21 protein-coding genes are annotated in these 22,208 nt (G+C 74.5%); 12 read left to right on the top strand and 9 right to left on the bottom strand.

The features are described 5' to 3' along the window. Nucleotides 1-123: 123 nt before the first annotated feature. The 3 genes from V9U70_RS18005 to V9U70_RS17995 form a co-directional block, all read right to left on the bottom strand. Nucleotides 124-1,716 carry an alpha/beta hydrolase gene (locus tag V9U70_RS18005; protein WP_336676463.1) on the bottom strand — a complete coding sequence of 531 codons (1,593 nt, stop codon included), beginning with the start codon at nucleotides 1,714-1,716 and terminating at the stop codon, nucleotides 124-126. Nucleotides 1,717-1,891: 175 nt separating this feature from the next. After that, on the bottom strand, nucleotides 1,892-3,340 hold the full coding sequence (locus V9U70_RS18000; protein ID WP_336676461.1) for a multinuclear nonheme iron-dependent oxidase: 1,449 nt from the start codon (nucleotides 3,338-3,340) through the stop codon (nucleotides 1,892-1,894). 131 nt (nucleotides 3,341-3,471) lie between these two features. Continuing rightward, nucleotides 3,472-4,212 (bottom strand): peptidyl-tRNA hydrolase, encoded by a 741-nt coding sequence (locus V9U70_RS17995; protein ID WP_336676460.1) that lies wholly within the window; start codon nucleotides 4,210-4,212, stop codon nucleotides 3,472-3,474. A 71-nt stretch (nucleotides 4,213-4,283) separates the two neighbouring features. Here V9U70_RS17995 and V9U70_RS17990 point away from each other — a divergent pair, with 71 nt between their 5' ends. The 4 genes from V9U70_RS17990 (at nucleotide 4,284) to V9U70_RS17975 (ending at nucleotide 6,612) form a co-directional block, all read left to right on the top strand. Next, nucleotides 4,284-4,958, top strand: a complete 675-nt coding sequence (locus V9U70_RS17990) for an AIM24 family protein (protein WP_336676459.1) — start codon at nucleotides 4,284-4,286, stop codon at nucleotides 4,956-4,958. A gap of 390 nt (nucleotides 4,959-5,348) precedes the next feature. Next, nucleotides 5,349-5,540: a hypothetical protein gene (locus V9U70_RS17985; RefSeq protein ID WP_336676457.1), complete on the top strand. Its 192-nt coding sequence runs from the start codon at nucleotides 5,349-5,351 to the stop codon at nucleotides 5,538-5,540. Nucleotides 5,541-5,836: 296 nt separating this feature from the next. Next, entirely contained in the window at nucleotides 5,837-6,085 is a 249-nt protein-coding gene (locus tag V9U70_RS17980) for a helix-turn-helix transcriptional regulator (RefSeq protein WP_336676455.1), read from the top strand. Continuing rightward, nucleotides 6,082-6,612, top strand: a complete 531-nt coding sequence (locus tag V9U70_RS17975) for a hypothetical protein (RefSeq protein WP_336676453.1) — start codon at nucleotides 6,082-6,084, stop codon at nucleotides 6,610-6,612. The genes V9U70_RS17980 and V9U70_RS17975 overlap by 4 nt, the downstream gene beginning before the upstream one ends. Nucleotides 6,613-6,819: 207 nt before the next feature. On the opposite strand, the gene V9U70_RS17970 is transcribed toward V9U70_RS17975, so the two are convergent. After that, the gene (locus V9U70_RS17970; RefSeq protein ID WP_336676452.1) at nucleotides 6,820-7,689 is read right to left on the bottom strand and encodes a polysaccharide deacetylase family protein; all 870 of its coding nucleotides are present in this window, start codon (nucleotides 7,687-7,689) and stop codon (nucleotides 6,820-6,822) included. Nucleotides 7,690-7,843: 154 nt separating this feature from the next. On the opposite strand from V9U70_RS17970, the gene V9U70_RS17965 reads away from it, so the two are divergent. After that, complete coding sequence (locus tag V9U70_RS17965) at nucleotides 7,844-8,191, top strand: STAS domain-containing protein (protein ID WP_336676450.1); 348 nt, start codon at nucleotides 7,844-7,846, stop codon at nucleotides 8,189-8,191. A gap of 142 nt (nucleotides 8,192-8,333) precedes the next feature. Here the strand turns inward: V9U70_RS17965 and V9U70_RS17960 are convergent, their stop codons facing one another. The 3 genes from V9U70_RS17960 to zapE all read right to left on the bottom strand — a co-directional run bounded on the left by V9U70_RS17960 (nucleotide 8,334) and on the right by zapE (nucleotide 11,634). Then, complete coding sequence (locus V9U70_RS17960; RefSeq protein WP_336676448.1) at nucleotides 8,334-9,707, bottom strand: alkaline phosphatase PhoX; 1,374 nt, start codon at nucleotides 9,705-9,707, stop codon at nucleotides 8,334-8,336. A 321-nt stretch (nucleotides 9,708-10,028) separates the two neighbouring features. Continuing rightward, nucleotides 10,029-10,454, bottom strand: coding sequence for an OsmC family protein (locus tag V9U70_RS17955; RefSeq protein ID WP_336676447.1), 426 nt, complete (start codon nucleotides 10,452-10,454; stop codon nucleotides 10,029-10,031). An 88-nt stretch (nucleotides 10,455-10,542) separates the two neighbouring features. Next, nucleotides 10,543-11,634: a cell division protein ZapE gene (zapE, locus tag V9U70_RS17950; protein WP_336676445.1), complete on the bottom strand. Its 1,092-nt coding sequence runs from the start codon at nucleotides 11,632-11,634 to the stop codon at nucleotides 10,543-10,545. Between the two features lie 37 nt (nucleotides 11,635-11,671). On the opposite strand from zapE, the gene V9U70_RS17945 reads away from it, so the two are divergent. The 4 genes from V9U70_RS17945 to msrB all read left to right on the top strand — a co-directional run bounded on the left by V9U70_RS17945 (nucleotide 11,672) and on the right by msrB (nucleotide 14,983). After that, a complete protein-coding gene (locus tag V9U70_RS17945) occupies nucleotides 11,672-12,469 on the top strand; it encodes a pyrimidine reductase family protein (RefSeq protein ID WP_336676443.1) in 798 nt (265 codons plus the stop codon). A 162-nt stretch (nucleotides 12,470-12,631) separates the two neighbouring features. Then, a complete protein-coding gene (locus V9U70_RS17940; RefSeq protein WP_336676441.1) occupies nucleotides 12,632-13,084 on the top strand; it encodes an indole-3-glycerol phosphate synthase in 453 nt (150 codons plus the stop codon). A gap of 71 nt (nucleotides 13,085-13,155) precedes the next feature. Continuing rightward, nucleotides 13,156-14,565, top strand: a complete 1,410-nt coding sequence (gene murC / locus V9U70_RS17935) for a UDP-N-acetylmuramate--L-alanine ligase (protein ID WP_336676439.1) — start codon at nucleotides 13,156-13,158, stop codon at nucleotides 14,563-14,565. A gap of 10 nt (nucleotides 14,566-14,575) precedes the next feature. Then, nucleotides 14,576-14,983 (top strand): peptide-methionine (R)-S-oxide reductase MsrB, encoded by a 408-nt coding sequence (msrB, locus tag V9U70_RS17930; protein WP_336676437.1) that lies wholly within the window; start codon nucleotides 14,576-14,578, stop codon nucleotides 14,981-14,983. Nucleotides 14,984-15,061: 78 nt separating this feature from the next. On the opposite strand, the gene V9U70_RS17925 is transcribed toward msrB, so the two are convergent. After that, nucleotides 15,062-15,535 (bottom strand): hypothetical protein, encoded by a 474-nt coding sequence (locus tag V9U70_RS17925; RefSeq protein WP_336676435.1) that lies wholly within the window; start codon nucleotides 15,533-15,535, stop codon nucleotides 15,062-15,064. 254 nt (nucleotides 15,536-15,789) lie between these two features. On the opposite strand from V9U70_RS17925, the gene V9U70_RS17920 reads away from it, so the two are divergent. Beyond that, on the top strand, nucleotides 15,790-16,002 hold the full coding sequence (locus V9U70_RS17920; protein ID WP_336676433.1) for a hypothetical protein: 213 nt from the start codon (nucleotides 15,790-15,792) through the stop codon (nucleotides 16,000-16,002). 57 nt (nucleotides 16,003-16,059) lie between these two features. Here V9U70_RS17920 and V9U70_RS17915 read toward each other — a convergent pair whose 3' ends face one another. Then, the gene (locus V9U70_RS17915; protein ID WP_336676432.1) at nucleotides 16,060-18,639 is read right to left on the bottom strand and encodes a GTPase-associated protein 1-related protein; all 2,580 of its coding nucleotides are present in this window, start codon (nucleotides 18,637-18,639) and stop codon (nucleotides 16,060-16,062) included. A 553-nt stretch (nucleotides 18,640-19,192) separates the two neighbouring features. Here V9U70_RS17915 and V9U70_RS17910 point away from each other — a divergent pair. Then, nucleotides 19,193-19,996 (top strand): hypothetical protein, encoded by an 804-nt coding sequence (locus tag V9U70_RS17910; RefSeq protein ID WP_336676431.1) that lies wholly within the window; start codon nucleotides 19,193-19,195, stop codon nucleotides 19,994-19,996. Nucleotides 19,997-20,005: 9 nt separating this feature from the next. Beyond that, entirely contained in the window at nucleotides 20,006-22,207 is a 2,202-nt protein-coding gene (locus tag V9U70_RS17905; protein WP_336676429.1) for a bifunctional serine/threonine-protein kinase/ABC transporter substrate-binding protein, read from the top strand. Nucleotide 22,208 lies beyond the last annotated feature (1 nt).

Here is a 22,208-nt window from a genome sequence, read left to right as displayed (position 1 = left end):
CCCCAACCCGGAAGATCAGAAGACGGGCACCAGGCACCGACCGTGCCGCCCGCCGTTCCAGCGACACCGGGTTCGGCTTCGAGGGGCCGCCGCACCGCCACGGTGCGGCGGCCCCTCACCCGTTCAGTCCAGGGAGACCGGATTCGGCCCCGGACGCGCGGCACAGTCCGCGCCCCGCCCCGGCGTCTCGCCGGTCAGCAGATACCGCCGCAGATGCTCGTCGACACAGGCGTTGCCCGCCCCGCCGACGCCGTGGCTCCCGGCGCCCCGCTCGGTCACCAGCGACGAGCCGGGCAGCCTCCGCCGGAGCTCCAGCGCCCCCTCGTACGGGGTCGCCGCGTCCCGCTCCGCCGCCAGGATCAGCACCGGCGGCAGCTCACCCCACCGCGTCCCGACGTCCAGCGGCCGCTGCCGGGGCGCGGGCCAGAAGGCGCACGGCAGGTTGGTGAAGGCGTTGTCCCAGGTCTCGAACGGGGCGACGCGCGCCAGCTCCGTATGGTCGCGGTCCCACACCTCCCAGTCCTGCGGCCACGGCGCGTCGTTGCACTCCACGGCCGTGTACACCGCCTGTGCGTTCTCGTTGCCCGCCGCCGCCACCGCGCGAGGCGAGGCCTGGGCGATCAGCGGCTCCGGATTGCCCCGGACGTACTCCGACAGCGCCGTCGCCCGCATCGCCCAGTAGTCGTCGTAGTACCCCGCGCTCAGGAACGCCGAGTGCAGCTGCCCGGGCCCCACCGTGCCGCCCGCGGGCTCGGCCGCCAGCTCGGCGCGCACCGTGTCGTAGTGCCGCTGTACCGCCTGGGGCGTGGACCCCAGGCGGTACACGGAATCGTGCTCGGCCACCCAGCGGCGGAAGTCCCCCCACCGCGACTCGAAGGCCAGCGACTGGCGCATGTTGGAGCGGTACCAGATCTGCTCCGGGTCCGGGTCGACCACTGAGTCGAAGACCATGCGCCTCACGTGCGAGGGGAACAGCGTCGCGTACAGCGCCCCGAAGTACGTCCCGTAGGACGCCCCCATGAAGGTCAGCCCCGGTTCGCCGAGCGCGGCGCGCAGGACGTCCAGATCGCGGGCGTTGTTGAGCGAGGTGTAGTGCCGCAGGGTCTCGCCCGCGTGTTCGGCGCACCCCTGCGCGTAGGCCTTGGCGCGGGCGATGCGCCGCTCCTTGTCCTCCTGGGTCGGGTGGGTCGGCGCGTCCGTGGGGCCGTTCGTGTACACGGAGGGGTCCTGGCAGCTCAGCGGGGCCGAGGAGCCGCTGACCCCCCGCGGGGCGTAGCCGACCAGGTCGTACGCCCCGGCGATCTCCTTCCAGGCCGGCAGCCCGCCGACCATCGGGAAGGTGATGCTCGAAGCGCCCGGACCGCCGGGGTTGTAGACGAACGCGCCCTGCCGTTCGGAGTCCGGGCCGGTGGCGGGTGTGCGGCTGACGGTCAGTTCGATCTGCCTCCCGTCCGGCTCCGCGTAGTCGAGGGGGACCCGCACGGCGCCGCACTTCAGGGAGTCCGGCAGCATCTCCTCTTCCGGGCAGGCGGTGAAGTCGATTCCGGCGGCCGCGGCGCGGGCGGCGGCGATCTCGGCGCCCCGGGTCTCGGCCGCGGTGACGGGCGTCCCGGTCCGCCCGGCCGCCACCGGGCGGGCCTCGCCGGAGGCCGGAGCGACGGCCAGGGCGGACAGGACCAGGGAGCCGATCGATGTGTACAGCGCAGCTGTTCTCACGCGCGGGCCTCTCTGCGGGGGAGCGAAGAGGCAGGGTCGGGCGGACGCGCCGAGATGTCCAGCACCGGGCGCCCATGTCTCCGGAAGAAGCCCCCGACGGGTGGTCAGGAACCCTGTTCGACGGGTGGGACGCGGGTGAGGGCGGCCCGAGCGGCCAGGGCGTCTCGCGGTCGGCTCACGTCCTCACGAGGAGGGCGCGGGCCGCCCGGACGAGACGGGTGGCACGGCGCGGCGGCCGGGCGGCGGCCCGGTCCCGCCACCAGTGCGCCAGCCGGCGCCGCGCCCCGGGGTTCGCGGGGCCGCCCGTCGCCAGGAGGTGCGCCGCGAAGTCCAGTGCGTCGCGGCGGTGGCCGCCGGGCATCGGGCGGCCGTCGGCGTAGGCGAGGAACGCGGCACGGTAGCCGTCGCCGAGGATGTCCGGCAGCTCGGGCGCCACCCTGGCGACGACATCGGCGCGCTTGGCGGCCAGCGCCCGGCTCTGCACCCGCAGCCGCCAAGGATCGAAGCCCTCGGGCGCCGGCCCCCCCGCGACGAGCGCCGCCAGCAGCCCGCCCTGCGCGACGGCGAGGCGCTCGCGCGCACCCTCGGGCCGTGCGTCCTCGGGCCGGGCGGTGCGGCGCCGGGGGACTCGGGCAGGCGTGTCAGGGGCCTGCCCGGTCGCCGCGGGCCGGGCGGCCGGGGCCGCGGCCGGATATGGGTCGGCCGCCGGACGGGCCCCCGGGACCGCCGCACGTGCCACGGGCACCGGTAGCGTGCCGGCTTCCGGCAGAGCGTCGACCGCCCGTCGCACGGCCGCCGGGGGGTGCGGCGCCCGCACGACGGCCCGGATCGCGTCCAGTTCCGCCGCCAGCTCCGCCGCGGGCGGGAAGGCGTCGTCGCGCTCCAGCAGGACCCCCGGCGGATCGACCCGGGAGCGGAGCCGCGTCAGCACGTCCAGGACCGGCGCGGTCACCGGGTGGGCGTGCGTGTCGTGCCAGACGCCGTCCTTCTCGACGCCGCCGGCCACATGCACGTACGCGATGGCCTCCACCGGCAGCATGTCCAGCGCCTTCGCCGGGTCCTGGCCGAGGTTTACATGGTTGGTGTGCAGGTTGGCCACGTCGATCAGCAGCCGCACCCCGGTCCGCTCGACCAGCTCCGCCAGGAACTGCCCCTCGCTCAACTCCTCGTCGGGCCAGGAGACCAGCGCCGCGATGTTCTCCAGGGCCAGCGGCGCCGGCAGCGAATCCTGGGCGACGCGCACGTTCTCGCACAGCACGTCCAGCGCGTCCCAGGTGCGCGGCACCGGCAGCAGATGCCCGGCCTCCAGCCCCGGTGGCCCGGCCGCGGCCCCCCGGGACCGTACGAACGCGATGTGCTCGGTCACCAGCGGCGCCCCCAGCAGCTCGGCCCGCGCCGCGAGGGCGGCGAGGCGCGAGCGGTCCGGGCGGCCGGCTCCGCCCAGCCCGAGCGCCACGCCGTGCGGTACGACCCGCACACCGCGCTGCCGCAACCGTACGAGGGAGTCCGGGAGGTGGTCGGCGCAGAGGTTCTCCGCGACCGCCTCTACCCAGTCGATCCCGCTCAGCGCCTCCACCTCGGCCGCGATCTCCGGCCGCCAGCCGATGCCGATGCCCAGTTTCATGGTCCCCCCTGTCCGACTCCGTGCGGGGGTCATGGCCCCGTCGAGCAGTGGCGAACCCGAAGAGGGAGACGTTCAGAGCAGAATCTGAGGTTTCAGCCGCCGTGCGCTTCGGGGCCGGACGCGACGCCCCCTCAGGGTCGTCGCGCGCGCTGGAGCGGGCAGAGGCGGGAGCCACCCTCCGCGGCGACGGTCGGCCCGGGGGCGATCTCGGTGAAACCCGCGTCGCGCACCACCGGCAGGCCGCTCGTGATCAGATCCCGCCAGTGGTCCGAAGAGGCCGTGGCCACGGAGAGCGGGAATCCGGATTCCTGCCACGCCGTGCGCTCGGTCTCGCTCAGCTCCCACCAGGCGAGCTGAGCGGCGTGCCCCGCCTGCGCCATCGTCTTGCCCGCCGACATCTCCAGCTCCGGGTTGAGCCACAGCACCGGGCCCTGCGGGTCGGGGGCCGCGGGCGGCTCGGGATCGTCCAGGTCGGTGCCCGACACCTGGAGCTTGGCCAGCTCCTTGGGCCAGCCGTCCAGGGGGATCGGCGGGTACACCCGTACCTCGGCGCTCCCGCCTGTCACGGTGATGCCGTCCAGCGCCGCGGCCTTGCGCCACTCCGCGCCGCGCGCCCGGCGTACGACCTTGCGGATGCGCGCGTCCTGCCAGTCCCGCATCGCCTGCGCCCACACACCGTCGCCCAGGGACCGCTCGTCGGAGAGGATCGTGAGCACCGCGCGGGCGGCGGTCTCCAGCGCGTCGGTGCGGGCGGGCGGGTCCGTCTTCTCCAGATGGAGCACCAGCGGCAGCACGAACTGCGGCGCCTGGTCGCGGCCGGCGGGGCCGTTGACGGGCGGACTCTCGGGGGCGGGGGCGTCGTTGCTGGTCACCGCCCCAGTCTGCCAGGCCCGGGGCGTCACCTCCTTGGCGGAACGACAGCGCCCGGGTGAGGATGCCCCGTATGAAGAGCGACCTGTTTTCCAGCGAGCACATGGCCCAGCAGGCCACCGCCCCCGGCATGACCCTGCAGAACTCCAAGTCGATCAAGTACGCCGTCAACGGGGAGATGCACGCCCGGCAGGGCTCGATGATCGCCTTCCGCGGCAACCTCCAGTTCGAGCGCAAGGGCCAGGGCATCGGCGGTCTGCTCAAGCGGGCGGTCACCGGGGAGGGCCTGGCGCTCATGGCGGTCCGGGGCCAGGGCGAGGCCTGGTTCGCTCACGAAGCGGCCAACTGCTTCATCGTGGAGATGGACCAGGGCGACTCGCTCACCATCAACGGCCGCAACGTCCTGTGTTTCGACGCCACCCTCTCGTACGAGATCAAGACGGTGAAGGGCGCCGGAATGGTCGGCGGCGGCCTCTTCAACAGCGTGTTCACGGGGTACGGCAAGCTCGGTCTGATGTGCGAGGGCACCCCCATCGTGATCCCCGTGACGGCCGCTCAGCCGGTCTACGTGGACACGGACGCGGTCGTCGGCTGGAGCCAGCACCTCACGACGAGCCTGCACCGCTCCCAGAGCGTCGGCTCGATGGTCCGCGGCGGCTCCGGCGAGGCCGTCCAACTGGTGCTCCAGGGCGAGGGGTTCGTCATCGTACGGCCCAGCGAGGCCCGGCCGGAGAAGGCGTCCAACTGAGCCTGCGCCGCAGGGGCGTGGGGCGCCGGTAGGGCGGTGGGCCCCTGGGCGCCCGCTCGCCGACGCGCGCTCCGTCGCCGCCTCCCGGCCGTCCGCCGCCCGCCCCGGGCTGCTCACCGCCCTGTGGTGCGCCCCGCTCGCACCGGCCGTGGGGCGCTCGGCATCCGGCCGGTGGTGAGCCGTCGGGGCTGGTCCGTCGCGCCCGCCGCGCCTGGACCGGTCCCGGCGCCCGTGGTGACCGGTTCCCCGCCGAGGTACGCGGTCGCCGCCCCGGCCGCCGGAGCGCGGGCGGGCACGTGCCGGCCGCCCACCCTGCCGCGGCTCGCCGCCGCGGCCGCCTTCCCGGGCTGCCGGAGAGAGCCGCCGGCGCGGATGAGTAGGCTCGTGGGCATGGACGACGCGTACTGCGAGACCCCGGGGCCGGTCGCCCCGCCCGCGTCCCTCGGCGTCGGCGAGGGGCCGCCGTACGCCGAGTGCGTGCTCTGCCGCGCACCGACCGAGTATCCCGAGTCGACGAAGGGCAGCACGCTCTGCCCGGTCTGCACCTGGCAGGAGGCGGGCCGCACGGCCTGCTCCGGCTGAGGTCTGCCGCCGCATCCCAGGCGCCGGGCCGCGGCGTGCCAGGGCGGTGTGCCATGTCGGCGGGCGAGGGCCGCTCCACCGTGGAGCGGCCCGCCCTCCCCGGCGGTGACGGCCTTGTGCGTTCCCTGCGCAGGAGCCGATGACGCCGCCGCACGGCCACCGCGGCGGTTTCCACGCCGTGCGGGTCGTCGCTTCCCCGGCCACGGGCCGAAGCCACGGCCTGCAAACGGCCTTTCCGGCCCGTCGACGCGGGCAGAGGGTTGTCGTTCTCGCTGTGAATGTAGTACTTCTTATACATGAGCGAGCAGGTGTACAACAGGATGGCCGTGGTGCGCGCCGAGCGGAAAGTGTCGCGGCAGCGCCTGGCCGAGGCGGTGGGGGCGCACTACCAGACCATCGGCTACATCGAGCGGGGGCAGTACAACCCGAGCCTCGACCTGGCACTGAGGATCGCGAAGTTCTTCGAGCTGCCGGTGGAGGCGCTGTTCTCGCTCGAACCGTTCCGGCCGCTCACGGATGAGGTCTACGGGAGGAAGACGCCATGACGGCGACGCGGATGACGCGCTACGACCGCAGCATGCTGCGGCTGATGAACGATGGCCGAGGTCGGCCGCTGTACGCCACGGCCGCCCGTCGGCGCCTGGTCGTCGCCGCACATCTGGCGCTGACCGCGGTCATCGGCGGGCTGATGACCTACTTCTACCTCGCGGGGAGGGAGCCGATCTGGGCCGTAGCCGCCATGGCGGTGCTGCTGCTGCCGTGGATGGTCGCGACCGGGGCGATCAACGGAGCCACGCGCGGCCTGCTCGAACTGCGCGAGCACGCGCTGGACGAGCGGCAGTCCGCCGAGCGCGTCCGGGTGCAGGCCCGCGCCCACCGGGCGATGACCCTGATTCTCGCCGCGGCCGTCGCGGGGCTGCTGATCACCGGCGCGGCCAGGGGCGACGCCCCTGTGGCCTACGTGGCGCCGGCGCTCATCGCGGTCCTCGTCGTGCACTGGCTGATGCCGTTGTGGGTGGCCGGTCTGATGGCCCAGGACGAGCCCTGCGAAGACGACGGCCTCCTGCCCTGACGAGTTCACCGCGTCCGGCCGACGGCCGATCGCTCGGGGCGGGGGGCCGGCCCGGCCGACTCCGGCACCGGCCCTCCCCGACCGGGCCGCCCGGCCTCTTGTGGGCCGGCCCGCCCGAGGCCGCAGGCCGCCGGCCCCAGCCCTCCGCGGCCGGGCCCCAGCCCCCGTCGCGCCCCGGCGTACCGCAGGGCGTGGCTCCGGCGGTCCCTACCCCTCCATCAGCTCCGAGACCTTCACGAAGCGGTAGCCGCGCTTGCGCAGCTCCGGGACGATCCGGCGCACCGCGGCCTCGGTGGCGGGGGCTGCGCTGCGCGTGCAGTGCATCACCACGAGCGACCCCGGCCGGACGCCGTCCAGCACCTGCTCGGCCACCGCGTCGGCGTCGGTGGCGAAGGCGTCGCCGCTGACCACGTCCCACTGCACGGCCGTCACGTTCGCCGGGGCCAGCGCGCGCAACGCCGACTCGTCGTAGCAGCCGCCCGGGAACCGGAAGTAGGGGACCACGTTGCGCGCCCCGGCCTTCCGGAAAGCCGCGAAGGCCTGTTCCACGTCCCGGGCCATCTCGGCCTCCTGGACCGCCGGCAGGCCGTAACACGGCGTGCTGAAGGCGTAGTGGCTGTAGGAGTGGTTCGCGATCTCGAACAGCGGATCGGTGCCGATGGCCTTGGCCTGAGCCGGATACTCCTCGGCCCAACGGCCGGTCATGAAGATGGTCGAGGGCACCTTCAGCCGCCGCAGCGAGGCGATCAGCCCGGGATTGTCGAAGCGCTCGCCCGAGGCCGCGCGGGCGCCCTGGCCGGCCGTCATGTCGGCGTCGAACGTGAGGGCCACGACCCTCTCCGCGGAGTGGTCGGCCGGGCCCCCGCCCGCCGGTCGCCGCTCGAAGACCGGCGTGCGGCCCGCCGGGCCCGGAGCCACGGTGGGCGGCTTCCTCTGCACCGGGGGAGGGGGTGAAGCGGCAGCGGCGGGGCCGGCGGGGGAGCCGCCGCCGGGGCCGGCGCATCCGGCCGACGCGGCGCCGACGAGCAGCGCCCCCACGGCAGCTGTGACAGCCGTTTTCCATGATGATCTGATCATTTGCGGAAAATATCCGACATTGCGGCCGAAAGGCCGGTGCGGCGCTCCGGGAGGCAGTCGGCGGCGCGCGGCACCCACTGCCGCGCGCCGTGGCCCCGTGACGAGGGACCATGGAAGAACAGCGGATTTCCCCCCGGACCGCGAAGGAATCACCATGGCTGCCGAACACCCCTCCACCCCGCAGACCGGAACGACCCTGGAGGTCGTCGCCGCCGCCGACGGCGGGCCGGCCGTGCTGGTCCTGACCGGGGTGGTGGGAGCCGAAGCCCTCCGGGAGCTGGAAGAGGTCCTGGAGGACCCCCAGCTCGCCGGGGCCGCCGCGTGGGCCGTGGACATGCGCGGGGTCACCCACATCGATCTCGCCTGCGCCTACGCCCTGCTGCGGGCGGCCACCCTGCGGCCGGAGCCCGCCGAGCTCACGGTCAGAGGGGCCGGCCGCGCCGTCCAGCGGACGCTGCGCAGGGTGGGACTCGACGCGGTCGCCGTGATCGACGAGCGATGACGGCGACCGCCGGACGAGCGCGGGAGGGGGCGGGGACCGTGGGAGGCGTCCGGGCGACAGGCGTCCGCCGTTCCCCGTGTGCCGTGCGCCACCGCCCGTCTTCGCTACGGCGCGGTCAGCCGGTCGCCCCCTTTCGGCCCCGTCAGTGCCACGGCCCGGTCACCGCGAAGGTGGTCCCCGGCGTGTAGCAGTTCAGGTACATGGTCGAGCCGTCCGGGGAGAACACCACCCCGGCGAACTCCCCCCACGCCGGCTCGTCGGGCGTCCCGATGTTCTGCCGCCCGCGCGCCATGGCGTACACCTGGCCCCGCCGGGTCACCCCGAGCACATGCTGCGCGCCGCCGCCGTCCTCGCAGACCATCAGCCCGCCGTCGGCGGCCAGGCAGATGTTGTCGGGAGACTCGCCGGGCAGCTGGACGTCGGTGTCCGGGCCGAAGACCACGACCAGGGCGAGCCGGCACCTCTTCGGCTCGTAGCGCCAGACCTGCCCGTAGTGGTCGGCCGCGGAGCCCTCGTCCCGGCGCGCGAAGCTGGAGACGAAGTAGACCGAAGAACCGCCCCAGTAGCAGCCCTCCAGTTTCTGCGCGTGGGTGACGCCCCCCGGCCCGAAGTCCTGGAAGCGGATCGCCGTCCCGGTGGCCAGCGGGTCCGGTACGGGGACCCACTCGACCCGGTCGAAGCGGGCTCCGGGCTCCTGGACGATCGACAGGTCGGGCACGCCGGGCACCCGCATAGCCTCCAGCGCCCCGCCCGCCCGCAGTGAGCCCGCGCCCCCGAGAGGCTTCTCGGGGAGGAAGCGGTAGAAGAGGCCGAACGGTCGCTCGAACGCGTCCTCCGTCTCGTACACGATCCCGGACTTCGGGTCGACGGCGACGGCCTCGTGCTGGAAACGGCCCATGGCGGTCAGCGGGACGGCCCCGGTGCGGCGCGGATCGGCCCCGTCCACCTCGAAGACGAAGCCGTGGTCCTTGGTGTAGCCGTTCGTGCCGGCTCTGTCCTCGGTCTCCTCGCAGGTCAGCCACGTGCTCCATGGGGTGGGACCGCCCGCGCAGTTCACCGCGGTGCCGGCGATGCCGACGCGTTCGCCGAGCACACGGTTTCGGCCGTCCAACTCCAGGACCGTGCAGCCGCCCTTGCCCATGGGGTCGTAGGTCAGACCGTCTACGGTCGGCACGCCGATCTCGGCCCCGGACCGGTTCTCGTGGTTGCGTACGAGGTGGACGCGCCCACGCCGGCCGGGGAGGGCGCCCATCCCGTCGTGGTTGCCGGGCACCCGCCCCTCGCCGGAGCGCAGCGGCTCGCCCTCCCGGGACAGCACCCGGTAGCGGAAACCTTTCGGCAGGTCGAGCAGGCCGGCCGGGTCGGGGACGAGGGGGCCGTAACCGCGGTGACCGCGGGCGGCGGCGGTGCCCGCGAAGAGTTCCCCGAAGGCTCCGGTGAAGGCGATGGCGGCGGCCGCTCCGCTGCCGGCCAGGGCCCGGCGTCGTGTCGCGAGGTGACGAGGTGCGGATGACATGAGGCGACTCCCTGTTGGCGGACAGGTGAAGTGACCCGCACGTGTGTAGCACGCACAAAGCTCCGCGGGAACCATGCGCACCGCCGCGGCCGGACCGTGTCGTCGGTGTCGTCGGGGCCCCGAGCCGCTGGGGCCCCCGGAGCCGCGGGCCGCCGGAGCCGCAGGGACCTCAGAGCCCGGGACCGCCAAAGCGCAGGGACCCGAAGCCTCGGGCCGCCAGGAGGTCGCTGCCCGCTGCCCGGTGCCGCGGGGGCCCGGCAGGAGCGGGGGTGTGCCGCGCCGAACGGCCGTGGGGGNGGCCGGCCCCCACGGCACGCGGGGTCAGGCCAGGGAGGCCGTCAGGGTGATCGTCGTTCCCGTCAGCGCCTGGCTGACCGGGCAGTTCGCCTTGGCGTCCTCGGCCGCCTTCACGAAGGCCGCCTCGTCGAGACCGGGGACCTCGCCCTGGACCGTGAGGTGGATGCCGGTGATGCCGGTGCCGGGCTGGAAGGTGACCTCGGCCTGGGTGTTCAGCCGGGCCGCCGGGGTGCCGGCGGTGGCGAGACCGTTGGACAGCGCCATCGAGAAGCAGCTGGAGTGCGCCGCCGCGATGAGCTCCTCCGGGCTCGTCTTCCCGTTCGCCTTCTCCGAGCGGGCCGGCCAGGAGACGTCGTACTCACCGATGCCGGAGGAGTCGAAAGTGACGACGCCCTTGCCCTCGATCAGGTTGCCTTCCCAGACCGTGTGCGCCTGACGCGTGGTAGCCATGCTGAGTCCCTTCGAACGGTGTGCGCGGTTGTACAGGAGGTGACGGGCCCGTCCGCGGACGGCCGGGCCCGGTGTCACGCCCACGAACCTACTGCGCCACCAGACCCTTCGCGTCACGGGCCAGCGCCGTCAGCCGGGAGATCGCCCGGAAGTACTTCTTCCGGTACCCGCCGTTCAGCATCTCGTCGCTGAACAGCCGGTCGAACGGCAGCCCGGAGGCGAGCACCGGGACCTCCCGGTCGTAGAGCCGGTCGGCCAGCACCACCAGGCGCAGCGCCGTCGACTGGTCGGGCACCGCCCGCACCCCGGTCAGGCAGACCGCGCCGATCCCGTCGGTCAGCGCGCCGTAGCGGCTCGGGTGGACCCGGGCCAGGTGCTCCAGCAGCCTGGAGAAGTCGTCGAGGGAGGCGGCAGGCGTGGCGTACGCGGCCCTCGTGACCTGCTCGTCGGTGTACGGGGGCGGGGCCTCGGGCAGTCCGCGGTGCCGGTAGTCCTCGCCGTCGATGCGCAGCGGGCGGAAATGCGCGGACAGCCCCTGGATCTCCCGCAGGAAGTCGGCGGCGGCGAACCGGCCCTCGCCGAGCTTGCCCGGCAGCGTGTTCGAGGTCGCGGCCAACGCCACCCCGGCCTCCACCAGCCGGCTGAGCAGCGACGACACCAGCACGGTGTCGCCCGGGTCGTCCAGCTCGAACTCGTCGATGCACAGCAGCCGGTGCCCGCTCAGCGTCTGCACCGTCTGCTGGAAGCCCAGGGCGCCGACCAGGTTCGTCAGCTCCACGAACGTGCCGAACGCCTTCAGCGACGGCTCGGCGGGCGTGGCGTGCCAGAGAGAGGCGAGCAGGTGGGTCTTGCCGACGCCGTAGCCGCCGTCGAGATAGACCCCGCGCGGCCCGGTCGGCGCGGCCGGTTTCCTGCTGAACCACTTCCGGCGCCCGCCCCCCGACGCGTGCGCCCCGCCGAGCCCGGCGGCGAAGCCGGCGAGGACGGAGACGGCCTCGCTCTGGCTGGGCTGGTTCGGGTCGGGCACGTAGGTGTCGAAGCGCACGGAGTCGAATCGCGGCGGCGGCACCATCTCCGCGACCAGACGGTCGGCGGGGACGTGCGGCTCACGGGCGCACAGGGACAGCGGGGCTGCTTCGGCAAGGGGGCTCTGCCCCGGAAACGCGGTGGAGGACGACACAGCTCTCCACCCTAAGGCCCGTGCCAGACTGCCACCCATGCGAAGCCTGTTCCCTGTGACGGACCTGACAACCACAGCCGCTGCCGCCGACCGGCCCGGACCGCTCGACGACCGCGAGTGGAGTCTCGACGAGCTGGCGGACGCCTACGCCTACCCGGCCGGCGAGGCGCCGTGGCTGCGCGCCAACATGGTCTCCACCCTCGACGGGGCCGCCCAGCACGACGGCCGCTCCCAGGGCATCTCCTGCGCCGCGGACATGCGGGTCTTCGGCACCCTGAGGGGCCTGGCCGACGTGGTGATCGCCGGGGCCGAGACCGTACGGATGGAGGGGTACCGTCCCGCCCGCGCCCGGGAGGCGTTCGCCGCGCGGCGGGCGGCGGCCGGACAGGGGCCCGCGCCCGCCGTCGCGGTGGTCACCGGCTCCATGGACCTGGACTTCTCGCTGCCGCTGTTCACCGCGCCGCTCGTGCCCACGCTGGTGGTGACCGGTGCGGCAGCGCCCGCGGACCGGATCGCCGCCGCCCGGAAGGCCGGCGCGGAGGTCGTGATCGCGGGGGAGGGGGCCGGGGCGGACCCGGCCCGCGTGGTGCGCGAGCTGGCCGGCCGGGGGCTGGCCCGGCAGCTGACCGAGGGCGGGCCCCGGCTGCTCGGCCAGTTCGTGGCGGCGGGCGTGCTGGACGAGTTGTGCCTGACGGTGTCCCCGATGCTCACCGCCGGGGACGCCCAGCGGATCGCGGGGGGCCCCGGGGTCGCGGTGCCGGAACGTTTCTCTCTGACATCGCTGCTGGAAGAGGCCGGTTTTCTCTTCACTCGGTACCGTCGGGCCGACAGTTAGCGGAATCTGCCGTTCCGGTTAGCTCCGGCTGGGCACACTTACCCCTGCACACCCGTGGGAACACGGGGAAGGATGGTTTCAGCAAACGACCGTCGACGGCCGAACCGGCGGTCGACGAGACGAAGAACCGGAAGGGCGCCTGTCGTGTTCACAAGCGTTTTGATGATCGAGAAGCCGCTCACCCCCGAGGACGTGGACTTCGTCACCACGCTCCACGGCGAGGAGCGGATCTCGTTCGTCGTTCTGTTGCAGCCGCGTGGCGACCAGGCCGATGTCCTGCTGCGCGCGATCGACGACGTGGCGATGGGGGAGCTGAAGGAAGCCGTCCGCGAGGGCGAGAAGCCCGAGGGCAAGGAGGCCCGGGAACTGGCCGCGGTCGGGCTGGAGTACTCCCTACGGGCCCTGCGGGAGGCGGGCGCCGACGCGGTCGGACAAGTGGTCGAGAACCATCCCCTGGACAAGCTCAAGACCGCGGTCGAGGAGGCCGTCGCCGACGAGGTCATCGTCCTCACCGCCCCGCACTACGTGGAGGAGTTCTTCCACCGCGACTGGGCCTCCCGGGCCCGGCACAAGGTCGGCGTCCCGGTGCTCAAGCTCTTCGCGCACAGCGAATAGGCTGGTCCCGCGGTCCGGAACGGCACCGGCCCGCACCCGAGAACGCCCACCAGCACCCCGGAGGACCCACGATGGCACCTGGTATTCCCGCCGCCATGGAACGACCGCACTTCATCGGCATCGGCGGCGCCGGAATGTCGGGCATCGCGAAGATCCTCGCCCAGCGCGGAGCGAAGGTGGCGGGCAGCGACGCCAGGGAGTCCGCCACCGCCGACTCGCTGCGGGCGCTGGGGGCGACCGTGCACATCGGGCACGCGGCGGGCCACCTGGCCGACGACGCGTCCTGCGTGGTCGTCTCCAGCGCCATCCGCGCCGACAACCCCGAGCTGCTGCGCGCCGCCGAGCTGTCCATCCCGGTGGTGCACCGGTCCGACGCGCTGGCCACCCTGATGAACGGCCTGCGCGCCATCGCGGTCGCCGGGACCCACGGCAAGACGACCACCACGTCGATGCTGGCCGTCGCCCTCTCCTCGCTGAGCCTGGCCCCCTCGTACGCCATCGGCGGCGATCTGGAGGGCCCCGGCACCAACGCCACGCACGGCGAGGGGTCCATCTTCGTCGCGGAGGCGGACGAGAGCGACCGCAGCTTCCAGAAGTACGACCCCGAGGTCGCGATCGTCCTCAACGTGGAGCTGGACCACCACGCGAACTACGCCTCGATGGACGAGATCTACGACTCCTTCGAGACCTTCGTCGGCAAGGTCGTCCCCGGCGGCACCCTGGTGATCTCCGCCGACCAGCCCGGCGCCGTCGAGCTGACCCGCCGGGTCCGCGACCTGTCCGACCTGAAGGTCGTCACCTACGGCTCCGCCGAGACCGCCGACGTCCGCGTCCACAAGGTCACCCCGCGCGGCCTGAACAGCGAGGTCACGGTCCTGCTCAACGGCAGGTTCCTGACTTTCACCGTCTCGGTCCCCGGCAGCCACTACGCCCACAACGCCGTCGCCGCCCTCGCCGCCGGGGTCGCCCTCGGCATCCCCGCGCACAACCTGGCCTCCGCGCTCGGCACGTACACCGGGGTCAAGCGCCGCCTCCAGCTCAAGGGCGAGGCGGCGGGCGTACAGGTCGTCGACTCCTACGCGCACCACCCCACCGAGATGACCGCCGACCTGGAGGCCATGCGCGGGGCGGCCGCCGACGCCCGCATCCTCGTCGTCTTCCAGCCCCACCTGTTCTCCCGCACCCAGGAGCTGGGCACCGAGATGGGCCAGGCCCTCGCGCTGGCCGACGCCTCCGTGGTCCTGGACATCTACCCGGCCCGCGAGGACCCGATCCCCGGCATCACCAGCGCCCTGATCATCGACGCGGCGAAGGCGGCGGGCGCCGAGGTCGCCGCCGTCCACGACCAGGCCGACGTCCCGGCCGCCGTCGCGGGAATGGCGAAGCCCGGTGACCTCGTTCTCACCATGGGAGCGGGCGATGTCACCGACCTCGGCCCGCGCATCCTGGACCACCTGTCCAGCGATCACCAGTCGAGCTGAGGAGCGGGACGTGCCGTACGACGTCGAGAAGCCGGACGAGCAGTGGCGGGAAGAGCTGACCCCCGCCGAGTACGCGGTGCTGCGCCGGGCCGGCACCGAACCCGCCTTCGTGGGTGAGTACACCGACACCAAGACGGCGGGCGTCTACTCCTGCCGGGCCTGCGGGGCGGAGCTGTTCCGCTCCGACACGAAGTTCGAGTCGCACTGCGGCTGGCCGTCCTTCTACGACCCGAAGGACACCGACGCGGTCGAGCTGGTCGAGGACCGCGCCCACGGCATGGTCCGCACCGAGGTCCGCTGCGCCCGCTGCGGCTCGCACCTGGGCCACGTCTTCGAGGGCGAGGGCTACCCGACCCCCACGGACCAGCGGTACTGCATCAACTCCATCTCGCTGACGCTGGCGCCGGACGCGAGCTGAGCCCGGACGGCACAGTGCCCCCGCCCCGGCGTTCCGGGGCGGGGGCACATCGGCGTTCCCGGGGCGCGGCCCCGGCGGTCACTCCTGGCCGTCGCCGCTCCCGGCCGCCTCTGAGCGCAGCAGCGGGTGGATGACCCCGGGGAAGACCGTGGCCTGCACGACCTCCTCCGCCGATCCGCCCTGCACGGCGGTCTCGGCGACGCCCCACGGCCGTCCGGCCAGGTGGACGGTGAGGGTGTACGAGGAGGAGCAGCCGGTGCACTCGTAGCGGTCGGCCCAGGTCTCGACCTCGGTGGTGGACCCCGGGTAGCGCTTCACGTGGCGGTGGCGGGCGTGGCAGTGGTCACAGGTCTCGCCGGGCTCGCACGTCCCGCCGCACGGGCACGGCACGTCGAAGGAGTCGGCGGGCGTCCAGCGCTGCACGAGGACGGCCTCGCGGGTCGCGCCCATGTCCTTCATGGCCTTGAGATTGCGGGCGGCGACGTTGTACGACTCGCCGGTGGCGGCCATCCGGTCACGGATGACGTCCTTGCGTCCACGGTTGGTCGTCATATCGGCTCCTCCTGGGGTTCACGCAGCCCGCCAGGAGGCCCATGAGTCAATCAGTCAGTACCTCTTCACGTTACCCGCCCGGCGCCGACGCGCGGACCGGGCGGGCCTGCGGCGGCACCCTTCCGACCAAAAGCGGACGTCCGGGGCAGCACCCGGGGGGAATGGTCGCCGGGGGCGGAGCAGACCCGCGTGGTGGTGCCGCACCAGCGGCATGATCTGGACGTCCACGTCGCGCAGCTCGGACAGGTCGAGATGTGGTCGATCAGCTCCCCGGCGACCTCCTCGCCGCCCAGGTCCCGCAGGAACAGATGTGTGGTCCGGCCGTTGCTGCCGGTGCCGGGCTGGACAGCCGGGCGATGCCGGCCGACTTCCTGCCGTGGGACCGGGTCTGCGCGTTCTTCCGCCGCTGGCGCGACCGTGCCCTGGTCAGGGGGTTTCACGACCGGCTGCGTGGCCGGGGCGGCTGATGCGAAGCCGTCGCCCGGCGCGCGACGTCGAACGAGTCACCACCGGCGCCGGCCGGGTCAGCCCCGCCGCACCCGGCCCGCGATCCGTCGTCCCAAGCGGCCCAGCGCGCTGGAGCGGTTCCAGCCCCGGAAGGCGTCGGCCCGGCCGCTGCTGCCGGTCCGGCCCACCGTCTCCTCGACCTCCGCGACGGCCTCGGCGGACATGCCGCGGACAGCCGGGCGCAGCACCTCGTCGAGGAGGGCGGCGGCCGTGGCAGCCCAGGCGCGGCCCGCGTGCGGGTGGGCGGTCCAGACGCCGAAGCAGTCCGCCGCGTAGGCGGGCTGGGTACGCAGCCGGGTGCTCACCGGTTCCGAGCGGGCCAGGCGGTCGTACGCGGCGATCAGCTCGGCGTCGTCGCTGTGGACGAAGTCGTACAGCTCCGCACCCGGCCGGTCCGGAGCCAGCAGTCGTTCGGTCAGGGCTGAGAAGGCTTCCTCCCGCAGGGCCGGTTCGAGCGGTTCCGCCTGTGCGCACAGATCGCGGACCCGCGCGGCCCAGCCCGGCCGGGGAGCCCCCGAGCGCAGCTCGCGGACGAGGTCCAGCAGCAGGAGCCCGGCCCGCTGCCGACCGCCGATCTCCTGGGGGAAGGCGTGCAGCAGGTCGTGGGCGAGCGCGGCGGCCCCGTCGGTGGCGGCGGGCGAGGCGCTGAGCGCGGCGTCGACCAGGCGCGCCCAGGTGCCGGCCGTGCGGTGGGAGTCGGAGGTGGCCGCCTCCAGCAGCAGCCGGGCCTCCTCCACCGTCGGGGCCCGGTCCTCCCACACCAGGCCCACCGCCGTGCGGAGCACCAGGGGCTCGGCGAACGGAGACAGGCCGGCCGCCCGGAGCACCCGGTGCCAGACAGCCGTGCGGTCGCCGCCCAGAGTCGTCATCGCCCCCGGGACCTCGGCGCACATCCGCAGGTGCGGCAGCGCCTGCGTGCCGGTGAACGGCAGCGCCACCCGCTCCAGGAGCCGGGCCACCGCCCCGGGATCGCACGGGGCGATCCGGTCCAGGGCGCCGAGCAGCGCCGTCCGCACGTCGAACTGCTCGTCCAGCAACTCCAGCAGGGCCGGAGCGAAGGGCGGGGGCCCCGACGTCTCCGGAGACGTCGTCGGCGCGCCGCCGCCCACCGTCGGATCAGTGGGGTGTGTCGCCGTGGGGTCGTCGCAGCCCACCGCGCCCCCGTACCGTGCGGCCGCCGGACCCTCCTGCGCCGTCTGCGGCGGCACAGGCGTCGCCGGTGACGCCTGTGCCAGCAACGCCCGCGCCAGCCGGTCCACGATCCCGGGCAGTGCGTCCGTGTGGTCGACGGCCAAGAGGCGGGCGACTCGCAGTAGTTGGACGGTCCGCGCCACCGGTCGCGTCCCGCCGGCGCCCCCCAGCTCGGCCAGGACCTCGGGCCCCAGCGTCTCGGAGACCGCCTCCCCCTCCGGGCTCGTGAACGCGTCCCGGCGCGGCAGCTCCAGCGAGTCGTTGCCTCCGCGTACCGCCTCCGTGACCAGCATCGCGGCGAGCGGGGCGGTCGCCGAGACCGGGCACCGCCCCTCCAGCGCACCGAACAACCGGCCCACCGCGTCGAACTCGGGGCCCGTACGGTCGTCGATCTCCGGGGAGGCCAAGGACTCCACCAGCTGTTCCGCACGTCCCGCGCCCAGGGCGTAGGGGCGGTCGGCCGCCCAGCGCGCCGCAGCGGTCCTCCCGTCCGATGCGAGCGTGACCCCGGCACACAGAGCCGTCACCGCCAACGGGCCTGCGGCGCACGGCTCCCCGGGCAGCTCGCGCGCCTCTTCGAAGAGTCTCGGCGCCCGGCTCCGCCAGATCCGGGCGGCCGTCGTCGCCCACACGTCGTCCGTGGAACCCGCCGGGGGAGGCCCCGCGCACACGTGGACCCGCAGCCCCGCAGCCCGCGCCGCGTCCGCGTCCCCGGGCAGCACTCCCACCACGCGCAGCGTCGAACTCCCCGGCTGCCGGGTGTACGTGGTGAACGTCAGGTGCTCAGCGTTCCTTCGCGGCAGCGTGGCGGCCGCGAGCCCCAGCCACCGCGCCACGTCCGCGCACTGCCGCTCCACCAGCACCACCGGGCGCCCGCCGCTCTCCTCCGGCTCGCTCGCCCGGCGCAGATCGGACAGCACCGCCGCGAGCCACGGGCCGCGCGAGACGGCGAAGTCGTCGAGGCCCTCCGAGACCGGTGGCCGGCCCGGCGGCAGCGCGAGCGGGTCGGATATCGCCCCGCCCGGGAGCGCGGACGCCCAGTGCGGCGACCGCCACGCCTCGATCGGCAGCCGGTCGCCCGGCAGCGGGACACCGGGGGGCAGATGCACCGCGTGGGCGTGGAACCGGACCTCGGCGCCCGCGTCGCCGGCGCCGCGCACGGGAGCCGACCGCGACACCAGCCGGCTTCCGTCGGACAGCACGGCATAGCAGAACGCCTGGGGCAGGAGCCGCAGTTCGCCGTCGGTCGGCCGTGCCGGGACGCCCTCGGGCAGCTCGTAGCGGACCAGCGGCTCGATCTCCGCCAGCAGGGCTCCCGACACCTCGGGCCCGACGGAGGCGAACCTGCCCGCCGGCGACTCGCCCTTCGGCGCGGCGGAGGTGTAGTGCACCTGTGCAAGGCTCATCTGTCGGCCCTCTTCGTCCTGCCGCGCCCGGCCCCCGTCCACCCACCCGTGCGACCGGGTCGGGGGAAGTCCACAGCCGCGGGGGCGACGTTATCAAGGCGGCGGGGGCTCAGCGCACCGTCGTCCGAGGGATCACCGGGCCCCGGCGGCCCGCGCGCCGGGGCCCGAAGCCCCGGCGGGCCCCGTGCCGACGCACAGGGCAGGCAACGGCGTTGGGCGGCGCCCGCCCGCACCGCGAGGTCCGCATCCGGCCGGTCGGCGGGGCTGCCGCCGGACGCCGCGGCCGGTGCGGGCGGCCGTGCTCCGCCCCGCCCCCGCCCGGCCCCGCCCCGTCCCGTCCCCGCCCGGCCCCGCCCGCCGGGCCCGAAGCCCCCGTCGGGCAGACCGGCGCGGCCCGGCAGAACCGTCCTGACCGGGTGAGACGCCCCCCAAGGGCTGCGCGGACGGGGCTTCCGGCATGTTCCGATGGGGCAACAGTCGCCCGACAGCACTCCTCCCCACGGCCGCGCGAACCTATGATCGACGCGGCGTCGAGGAGAAGCGGGAGAACGCTGTGACCGGTCAGGTGCCGTTAAGGAAAGCCCGGCTCGCCCTGCCTCTGGTGCTCCTGCCGGTCCTGCTCGCCGGGTGTTCCGGGAGCTCCGACGGGCCGGGGGCGGAGAGCCGCCGCACCTCCGGGACCGCCGACACGTCCGGGGCCGCGGCGACGGCGGACGCCTTCCGGCCCGACCCCGCCCGGCTCCCCAGGACGCGAACGGCGGCCCGCGACCTGCTCGACCGCGTCATCGCCGACCCGGACAGCTTCGGGTCCGGCGTCGTGAAGCGGAGCCCGTACGAGAGCGACCCGGCGACCTGGCCCGTCCTGGGACCGGACTGCGTCTGGCAGCAGGAGGAGCCCGCCGACAGCGTCCTGGCCGCCCTCACCCGGACCTTCGAAGTTCCCGCGGAGAAGGGCAAGGGGCCGCTGCGCCTCGCGGCCGTCGTCACCGTCCATCGCACCCGCGAGGACGCGGCCTGGGAGATGGCCGAGTCGATCGAGGAGACCATGCGCTGTCCCACCCAGCAACTCCGCGGCGGCGAGACCATCGGCTCCATGGTGGCGGCCGCGCTCCTCGGCGGGGAGAGCGCCCAGGACAGCTCCGAGGACTTCCTCAGCGAGGTGGGGGAGTTCCGGAGCTCCGAACTGGGCGGGCCGCACCACTACGCCTGGCAGCAGGCGCAGACCCTCCAGTTCACCGTCGCCGTGACCGGGAAGGGAGCGAAGGGCCGCACCCGGGGCGAGATCGACGCCCTGGTCACCCAGGCGCACGGCGCCATGCTGGTCCGGCTGGAGAACGCCGTCGAGAAGCGGAGCTGAGGGCGGACGATGGACGACCTGCGGCCGACCGACCCCGCCCGCATCGGCGGACACCGGCTCCTGGGACGCCTCGGGACAGGCGGCATGGGCGTCGTCTACCTCGGACGCACCGACGCCGGAGCGCTCGCCGCCATCAAGGTGATACTCCCCGAGTACGCCGGGGACGAGGACTTCAGGACCCGCTTCCGCCGCGAGGTGGAGGCCGCCCGCCGGGTGGACAGCCCCTGGGCCGTGCCCGTCACCGGCGCGGACACCGGGGCCGCACAGCCCTGGCTCGCGACGGAGTTCGTCCCCGGGCCCGCGCTGTCCGACGTGATCGTCCGCTACGGGCCGCTGCCCGTGCGCAGCGTCATGGTCCTCGGCAGGCTGCTCTCCCGCGCGCTGAGCGCCGTGCACGCCGCCGGACTCGTCCACCGCGACGTCAAACCGGGCAACGTCCTCCTCGCCGCCCGCGGCCCCCGGCTGATCGACTTCGGGATCGCCCGCGCCGCCGACGCCACCGCCCTGACCGGCACCGGGATCGTCGTCGGCACCCCGGGCTTCCTCCCGCCCGAACAGGCGTCCGGTGACCCGGCGGGGGCCGCGGGCGACGTCTTCTCGCTCGGCTGCCTGCTCGCGTACGCGGCCACGGGCCGGCCGCCCTTCGGCAGCGGAGCCGTCGACGCCCTGCTCTACCGCACCGTCCACGACGCACCGGACCTCGACGGCATCGAGGCGCCGGCGTTGCGCGTCGTGCTGGAGCGCTGCCTCGCCAAGGACCCCGCCGCCCGGCCGGCCGCGGCCGATCTGGACAGGCTGATCACGGAGGACGTGCCGACCGGGGAGGGAGCTGACTGGCTGCCCGAGGACGTCGTCCGGATGATCGCGGACCGGGCCGCCGACCTGCTGGCGCTGCCCGGCATCGACGCCACCGTCGTCGAACGGCCCGCCCCGGAGCCCGCCTCCGGCCGCCGCCGGTTCCTCGCCCTCGCGGCGGGCGGCGCGGTGGCCCTCGGGGCGAGCGCCTTCGCCGCCGTGCGACTGGGCGCCGATGTGCCCGGCGACGGCTCCAACGGCGCTCCCGCGGGCCGCCGTTGGATCATCGGCGTACACGCCGACCTGACGGGGGCCCAGCGTGCGGCCGGGCGGGCCCAGGAGCGCGGTGTCCGGCTCGCCGTCGAGCGCTTCAACTCGCTGGAGAACCAGTCCTTCCGGCTCGCCGTGAAGGTCCTCGACGACGCGGGGGACACCGCCCGCTCCGCCCGCGTGGCCGAGGAGTTCTCCCGCGACCCGGAGATCCTCGCGGTCATCGGCCCCACGGGCGACGCCACGACCGCGGCGGCGCTGTCCATGTACGACGAGGCGGCCCTGCCGGTGCTGACGGTGTCGGCCCTCCAGATCACCTTCCTGCCCCGGGTCAACGGCTCGCTCTTCCAGGCCGGACCCTCCTACGCCTCCCTCTCGATACCCATCGTCCGCCGGCTCCTGCTGCGCCCCGGCGTCGAGCGGCTGGGCGTCCTGATCGACCGGTCCGGCGGACAGGCGGCCTACCAGGCGGGCTACGCGACGAACCTGATGACGCCCAACCTCACCGACGCCACCACACACCCCCGGGTGGTGCCGGCCGGGACCAGCGAACTCGCGCCGGTGATCCAGGACTTCCTCGACCACCGCGCCGACGCCCTCTTCTACGCCGGGGACGCGGCCGGCGCCGCCCGCGCCGCCCTCGCTCTGGCGGCGACCCCCTTCGACGGGCCCCGCATGGCCCAGCACACCGCCATGGGGCCCGAGTTCGTCGAGGGCGCGGGTGAGGCCGCCGAAGACTGGGAGTTCGTCGCTCCGTTCACCGACGCGAGTGCGCCCGCCGCCACCGCGTTCACCGCGGCCCACCGCAAACGGTTCGGTGCGGCCCCCGCCGCCTGGGCCGCCGAGGCGTACGACGTCGCCGGGCTCGTCGCCCGCGAACTGGCCGCCCTGGCCGGCCGGACGGCGAAGAGCCGGAAGCCGGGCGGCGGGCGCAGCCGCGCCCCGAGCGAGCAGCCCTCCGGCGACGGCCGTCCCACCCGTTTCGAGCTCACCGCCGCGATCGCCGCCACCCGGTACGAAGGGGTCTCCCGCACCTACGCGTTCGACGAGGAGCGGCAGCAACTCGTCGGCCAGGACGCCTATCTGTACCGGGTGGAGGACGGACGCCCGCGCTACCTCGGCCCGGCCCCGAAGGCCGAGAGCTGAC

Source organism: Streptomyces pratensis (assembly GCF_037137275.1).
GTDB classification, from domain to species: Bacteria; Actinomycetota; Actinomycetes; order Streptomycetales; family Streptomycetaceae; genus Streptomyces; species Streptomyces pratensis_B.
This window is presented reverse-complemented; position numbering and strand designations above follow the sequence as displayed.